This is a genomic window from Pseudomonas sp. P4_C3 (genome assembly GCF_056402075.1).
The window spans coordinates 1-6,396 of sequence record NZ_JBFUIC010000251.1; the positions used below are offsets into that span (position 1 = coordinate 1).

Annotated in this window: 8 protein-coding genes; 3 read left to right on the top strand and 5 right to left on the bottom strand. The window is 60.8% G+C overall.

Annotation, left to right across the window (positions count from 1 at the left end; all coding sequences use genetic code 11):
* Positions 1–231 (top strand): ATP-binding domain-containing protein (locus tag AC1DVH_RS24645; protein WP_477756015.1); only part of this gene is annotated, 231 nt, incomplete at its 5' end.
* 7 nt (positions 232–238) lie between these two features.
* Here the strand turns inward: AC1DVH_RS24645 and AC1DVH_RS24650 are convergent.
* On the bottom strand, positions 239–1,186 hold the full coding sequence (locus tag AC1DVH_RS24650) for a LysR family transcriptional regulator (RefSeq protein WP_477756016.1): 948 nt from the start codon (positions 1,184–1,186) through the stop codon (positions 239–241).
* Between the two features lie 163 nt (positions 1,187–1,349).
* On the opposite strand from AC1DVH_RS24650, the gene AC1DVH_RS24655 reads away from it, so the two are divergent.
* Both AC1DVH_RS24655 and mmsB read left to right on the top strand, forming a co-directional pair.
* Positions 1,350–2,876, top strand: coding sequence for a CoA-acylating methylmalonate-semialdehyde dehydrogenase (locus AC1DVH_RS24655; RefSeq protein WP_477756017.1), 1,527 nt, complete (start codon positions 1,350–1,352; stop codon positions 2,874–2,876).
* 10 nt (positions 2,877–2,886) lie between these two features.
* Complete coding sequence (mmsB, locus tag AC1DVH_RS24660) at positions 2,887–3,774, top strand: 3-hydroxyisobutyrate dehydrogenase (protein ID WP_477756018.1); 888 nt, start codon at positions 2,887–2,889, stop codon at positions 3,772–3,774.
* A 175-nt stretch (positions 3,775–3,949) separates the two neighbouring features.
* On the opposite strand, the gene AC1DVH_RS24665 is transcribed toward mmsB, so the two are convergent.
* From AC1DVH_RS24665 to AC1DVH_RS24680, 4 genes are all read right to left on the bottom strand, one after another.
* On the bottom strand, positions 3,950–4,294 hold the full coding sequence (locus AC1DVH_RS24665; RefSeq protein WP_028624747.1) for a cupin domain-containing protein: 345 nt from the start codon (positions 4,292–4,294) through the stop codon (positions 3,950–3,952).
* A gap of 106 nt (positions 4,295–4,400) precedes the next feature.
* Entirely contained in the window at positions 4,401–4,772 is a 372-nt protein-coding gene (locus AC1DVH_RS24670; RefSeq protein ID WP_477756019.1) for a MerR family transcriptional regulator, read from the bottom strand.
* 49 nt (positions 4,773–4,821) lie between these two features.
* Positions 4,822–5,400, bottom strand: a complete 579-nt coding sequence (locus tag AC1DVH_RS24675) for an NAD(P)H-dependent oxidoreductase (RefSeq protein WP_477756020.1) — start codon at positions 5,398–5,400, stop codon at positions 4,822–4,824.
* 42 nt (positions 5,401–5,442) lie between these two features.
* Positions 5,443–6,327, bottom strand: a complete 885-nt coding sequence (locus AC1DVH_RS24680) for a LysR family transcriptional regulator (protein WP_477756021.1) — start codon at positions 6,325–6,327, stop codon at positions 5,443–5,445.
* Positions 6,328–6,396 lie beyond the last annotated feature (69 nt).

The window sequence follows — 6,396 nt, forward strand, 5'->3', positions numbered from 1 at the left end:
GTGCATAAATCCCAGGGCTCGGAGTTCGCGCATACCGCATTGATTCTTCCTGATGCCTTGAATCCAGTGCTCACCAAGGAACTGATCTACACCGGCATTACCCGGGCCAAGGACTGGTTCACCTTGATCGAGTCGCGTGCGGGCGTGTTTGAAGAGGCGGTGAAACGCCGGGTCAAACGCTTGAGCGGGCTGATGCTGGAGCTAAAGGAAGCCAGCGAGCCGACAGGCTGAAAGGTCACTAATCGGCAAACAGCATCTCCCGGCTTTCGCCCATCAGCAGACCCTGATTCTGCTCGGTGACCTCGCGGATGTAATCCCATAACAGGGTGATCCGCTTGAGCTTGCGCAGGTCTTCGCGGCAGTACATCCAGAATTGTCGGGTGATATTGATTTCCTGCGGCAACACCGGCAGCAGGCGCGGGTCCTGGGTGGCGAGGAAGCACGGCAGGATCGCCAGTGAGCGTCCTTGCTGCGCGGCCACGAACTGCGCGATCACGCTGGTGCTGCGCAGGTTGGCGCTGGCGCCGGGCAATACGTTGGCCAGGTACAACAGCTCCGAGCTGAAGGCCAGGTCGTCGACGTAACTGATAAATGAATGCTTGGCCAAATCGGCTGGTTTGCGGATCGGCGGGTGGTTGTCCAGATAATCCTGGGTCGCATACAGCTGCAATCGGTAGTCGCATAGTTTGCAGCAGACGTACGGGCCATGCTCCGGACGCTCCAGAGCGATGACAATGTCGGCCTCGCGCTTGGACAGRCTGATGAAGTGCGGCAGCGGCAGGATATCCACCGAAATGGCCGGATAGGTGTCGACGAAGTGGCTCAGCTGCGGCGTGATGAAAAAGCTGCCGAAGCCTTCGGTGCAGCCCATGCGCACGTGACCCGATAGTGCCACGCCAGACCCGGAAACCTGCTCGCACGCCATGTGCAGGGTACTTTCGATCGACTCGGCATACCCCATCAACCGCTGGCCTTCGGCGGTCAGGATAAAGCCGTTGGTCCGGGATTTTTCGAACAGCAATGTGCCCAACGCGGTTTCCAGGGAGCTGATGCGTCGCGACACCGTGGTGTAGTCCACCGCAAGGCGCTTGGCCGCGGTGCTGGCCTTGCGGGTGCGGGCGACTTCAAGGAAAAACTTGAGGTCATCCCAGTTCAATGAGCCGAGGGAGGTGATGTTTTTTTGCATGTTGGACCGGTTTTTATGTGCGTTCTTATTAGAAGTTTGCACATCTATACTCCAAAAACAGTCCGTTAACCAATTCGCGGCACATGGCTCATCTCAGGGCGACTATCTCGCCCCGGCTCCCAAGATAGCTCTCAATAAAAAAAGCAAAGATCTGGAGACCCACATGAACGCATCGCTCACGCCCAACGAAACCACCGTGCAGAAGGTCAAGCTGTTGATCGACGGCGAGTGGGTCGAATCCAAGACCACCGAATGGCACGACATCATCAACCCGGCGACCCAGCAAGTGCTGGCCAAAGTGCCGTTTGCCACCGCCGAAGAAGTCGACGCGGCCATCAGCGCAGCCCATCGCGCTTTCCAGACCTGGAAGCTGACCCCGATCGGCGCGCGGATGCGCATCATGCTCAAGCTCCAGGCGCTGATTCGCGAACACTCCAAGCGCATCGCCGCAGTCCTGAGTGCCGAGCAGGGCAAGACCATTGCCGACGCCGAAGGCGACATTTTCCGTGGGCTGGAAGTGGTCGAGCACGCCTGCTCCATCGGCAGCCTGCAAATGGGCGAATTCGCTGAAAACGTCGCCGGTGGCGTCGATACCTACACCCTGCGCCAACCGATCGGCGTGTGCGCAGGCATTACTCCGTTCAACTTCCCGGCGATGATTCCGCTGTGGATGTTCCCGATGGCCATCGCCTGTGGCAACACCTTCGTGCTCAAGCCGTCCGAACAGGACCCGATGTCGACCATGCTGCTGGTGGAGCTGGCGATCGAGGCGGGCATTCCGGCCGGTGTGCTCAACGTCGTGCATGGCGGCAAGGACGTGGTGGACGGGCTCTGCACCCATAAGGACATCAAGGCAGTTTCCTTCGTCGGTTCAACCGCCGTCGGTACTCATGTCTATGACCTGGCCGGCAAACACGGCAAGCGCGTGCAATCGATGATGGGCGCCAAGAACCACGCCGTGGTACTGCCGGACGCCAATCGCGAACAAGCGCTGAATGCGCTGGTGGGTGCCGGCTTCGGTGCCGCCGGTCAACGCTGCATGGCCACCTCGGTGGTGGTGCTGGTGGGCGCGGCCAAGCAATGGTTGCCGGATCTGAAGGCGCTGGCGCAAAAGCTCAAGGTCAATGCCGGCAGCGAGCCGGGCACCGATGTCGGCCCGGTGATCTCGAAAAAGGCCAAGGCGCGGATTCTCGACCTGATCGAAAGCGGCATCAAGGAAGGCGCGAAACTGGAGCTGGACGGTCGCGAGATCTCGGTTCCCGGTTACGAGAAGGGCAACTTTGTCGGCCCGACCCTGTTCTCCGGCGTGACCACCGACATGCAGATCTACACCCAGGARATCTTCGGCCCGGTGCTGGTGGTGCTGGAAGTTAATACGCTCGACGAGGCCATTGCCCTGGTCAACGCCAACCCGTTCGGCAACGGCACGGGCCTATTCACCCAGAGCGGCGCGGCGGCACGTAAATTCCAGAACGAAATCGACGTCGGCCAGGTCGGTATCAACATCCCGATTCCGGTGCCGGTGCCGTTCTTCAGCTTCACCGGTTCGCGCGGTTCCAAGCTTGGCGACCTCGGCCCGTACGGCAAGCAAGTGGTGCAGTTCTACACTCAGACCAAGACCGTCACCAGCCGCTGGTTCGATGACGACAGCGTCAACGACGGTGTGAACACCACCATCAACCTGCGTTAAGGAGCCGGACATGAAAATCGCTTTTATCGGTCTGGGCAACATGGGCGCGCCGATGGCGCGCAACCTGATCAAGGCCGGCCATGCACTGCGCCTGGTGGACCTGAACAAAGCCGTGTTGGCGGAACTGGAACAACTGGGCGGCAGTATCAGTGCATCGGCCCGTGAAGCGGCAGAGGGCGCCGAACTGGTGATCACCATGCTGCCTGCCGCGGTGCATGTACGCAGCGTGTGGCTGGGTGAAGACGGCGTGCTCGCCGGTATCGGCAAAGGTGTACCGGCCGTGGATTGCAGCACCATCGATCCACAGACCGCGCGGGACGTGGCCGCCGCCGCGGCCAAACAGGGCGTGGCCATGGCCGATGCACCGGTCTCTGGCGGCACCGGTGGTGCAGCCGCCGGGACGCTGACCTTCATGGTCGGCGCCACTCCCGAACTGTTCGCCACCCTGCAACCGATACTGGCGCAAATGGGCCGCAACATCGTCCATTGTGGTGAGGTCGGCACCGGGCAAATCGCTAAAATCTGCAACAACCTGCTGCTGGGGATTTCCATGGTCGGCGTCAGCGAAGCCATGGCGCTTGGCGATGCCCTGGGCATCGACACCAAGGTGCTGGCGGGCATCATCAACAGTTCCACCGGGCGTTGCTGGAGTTCGGAGATGTACAACCCGTGGCCGGGCATCGTTGAAACAGCACCGGCGTCGCGCGGTTACACCGGCGGCTTTGGGGCCGAACTGATGCTCAAGGATCTGGGGCTGGCCACTGAAGCGGCGCGTCAGGCGCACCAACCGGTGGTACTCGGCGCGGTGGCGCAGCAGTTGTATCAGGCGATGAGTTTGCGTGGGGAGGGTGGGCAGGACTTCTCGGCGATCATCAATGGTTATCGCAAACCGCAATAGAGGACCGGTGGAAAACCTGTGGGAGCGAGCTTGCTCGCGATGACGGCGGTAGCTTCAACAATGAAGTGACTGACCGTCCGCTATCGCGAGCAAGCTCGCTCCCACAGGGTACGGCGTTTACCTATGGACTTTTTGACCGGGAGATCACGTCGGGTGATCCCCCGGTTTTTTTGTATCAGGCAAACACGAAATATTTGCGCACGGTTTCCACCACTTCCCAGGTGCCTTTCATCCCGGGCTCAACGACGAAAATGTCACCGGCGCGCAGGTGGATCGGCGCCATGCCTTCCGGGGTGATGACGCAGTAGCCTTCCTGGAAATGGCAATACTCCCACTTCACATATTCCACGTACCACTTGCCCGGCGTGCAGATCCAGGTGCCCATGATCTTGCTGCCATCTTCACTCGTGTAGGCGTTGAGGTTGACGGTGTGCGGGTCGCCTTCGAGTTTTTCCCATTTGCAGGCGTCGAGCACGGGCAACGGGTGGGTGTCGCGAAGAACGGTAATCGGTGCGGTCATGATGACTCCGGGCAGTGGGCTCAAGAACTGAAGTCGCACCCTATAGCGCCTGCCCAACCATCAGTTGTCTGTGCTCGACACTGAGCTGTCCAGAAACGCACGACCCTCAAATACGGTTCAGTGGACAGTCGAGCCGGGATTGTTCGAGGCTGTTCTCGAACTCGACCAATTGCGAGTGCTGTTGCGACAGCGCCGCTATCCGTTCGCCGATTTCCTGTTTTTTGCTGGCGATGACCTGATGTGCCCGTTCCCATGGCAACTGTGGGCCCAGATGTCCGGCGAAGATTGACTGCAATTCCTTGAGTCTGAAACCCAGCTGCTGCGCACATTTGATGAAAATCAGCAGTTCGACGCTGTGCTGGTCATAGATGCGGTACTTGCCCTGGCGGCGAGCGGCAGGCAGCAGGCCAATCGACTCGTAGTGGCGGATGCCTTTGACAGTGGTTCCGGAACGTTGCGCGGCTTGGCCGATGTACATGGGAAGGTCCTTTTCTCCGAGGGTAAAGCTCGGTGCATTATCGACAGACTCACCCGCTGGCGATAGCTTCGGCTTGCCGTAACCAGGCCGCATGCCGGTCTGCGCTGGCGCCGAGAATTGGCCCGAAGGTGAGGGTTCGGGTTGGCTTGATGCCACAGAATTCCAGCGTGGTTTTGCGGACCTGATGCAAACCGGGCATGCGGTAGATCCATCGGTAGTACCAGGGCGGTGTGTCCATGGTCACCAGCAGGTGGGCGGTTCGGCCGCGCAGGAGTTTGTCGGGAAAGGCTTTGCCCTGGCGATACTTGAAAGCAAAACCCGGCAAGAACACCCGGTCGAAAAAGCCCTTGAGCAAGGCCGGAATTCCACCCCACCAGATCGGATAAACCAGCGTCAGTTGTTCGGCCCACAGGATGTCGGCCTGGGCGTTACGCAAGTCGGCCTCCAGCGGCTGGACCTGTTGATAGCCTTCACGCAGCACCGGGTCAAAATTCATTGTGCCGAGAAACAACTGACGCACCTCATGCCCGGCGCGCACTGCCGACTGCGTGTAACGTTCGGCGAGGGCGGCGCAGAAGCTGTTGCCGGACGGATGCCCGAGGATCACCAGTATTCGTTTGCCCATCATCGCTGTCCTTGAGGATCAAACCTCAAGGATAAAGTCTGTCCCTCAGGGGAGAGTCAAGGCGTGCAGCAGGGCCTTGGCATAGCCGGGTAATGCGGCGAAGTCCCGGGCACAGAGCAGCAGTTTGCGTTGGCCCCAGGGTTCTTGCAGGGCGAGGCTTTTGAGGGGCTGTCCGCCTGACCTGCGTTCGACCGCGGCCAGCGGTACGATTGCCAGCCCCGCCCCTCGGGCGACCATGCGCATCACGCCATCGAAGCCATCGGCGCGGATGCGGATCTGCATGCGCAGGCCGGCGTGCAGTGCCTGCTCTTCCAGGTAAACCGCCAAGGCGCTGTTGGCATTCAGGCTGACGTAGTCGTGATGCAGCGTGTCGCTGAAGCTCACTGAGGTCGCATGAGCCAAGGGATGTTCCCGGGGCATGATCAACACCAGCGGATCATCGCGGAACGGTCGGGTTTGCAGGTCATCGGTGTCCACCGCGTCGGAAACGATGCCCAGGTCCGCCGCCCCCTGGCGCAAGGCGTGGGTGATGCGGGTGCTGGGCAGTTCCTGCAGGTCGATGTCGAGGTTGGGATGGCTACGCAGGAAATCCGCGAGCAACTCTGGCAGGTACTCGGTGATCGCCGTGGTGTTGCACAGCAGCCGCACCTGGCCTTTGACGCCCTGGGCGTATTCGGCCAGTTCCTGTTGCRGGCGTTCGGCCTGTTGCAGCAGGACCCGGGCGTGTTGCGCCAAGACTTTGCCTGCGGCTGTGGGCGTGACGCCCCGGCGACCCCGTTCGAGAAACCCGGTGCCCAACGACGACTCCATGGCACGGATGCGTGCGCTGGCCGCTGCCAGGGACAAATGGCTGCGTGCGGCGCCGGCGGTGATGTTGCCGGTGTCGAGGATGTTCAGGTACAGGCGCAGGTCGGTCAGGTCGAAGTGCATTGCAGCAACCTCTGGATGTGTGTTGTCCGGGAGGCCGCCATCGCGAGCAAGCTCGCTCCYACAGTGGTT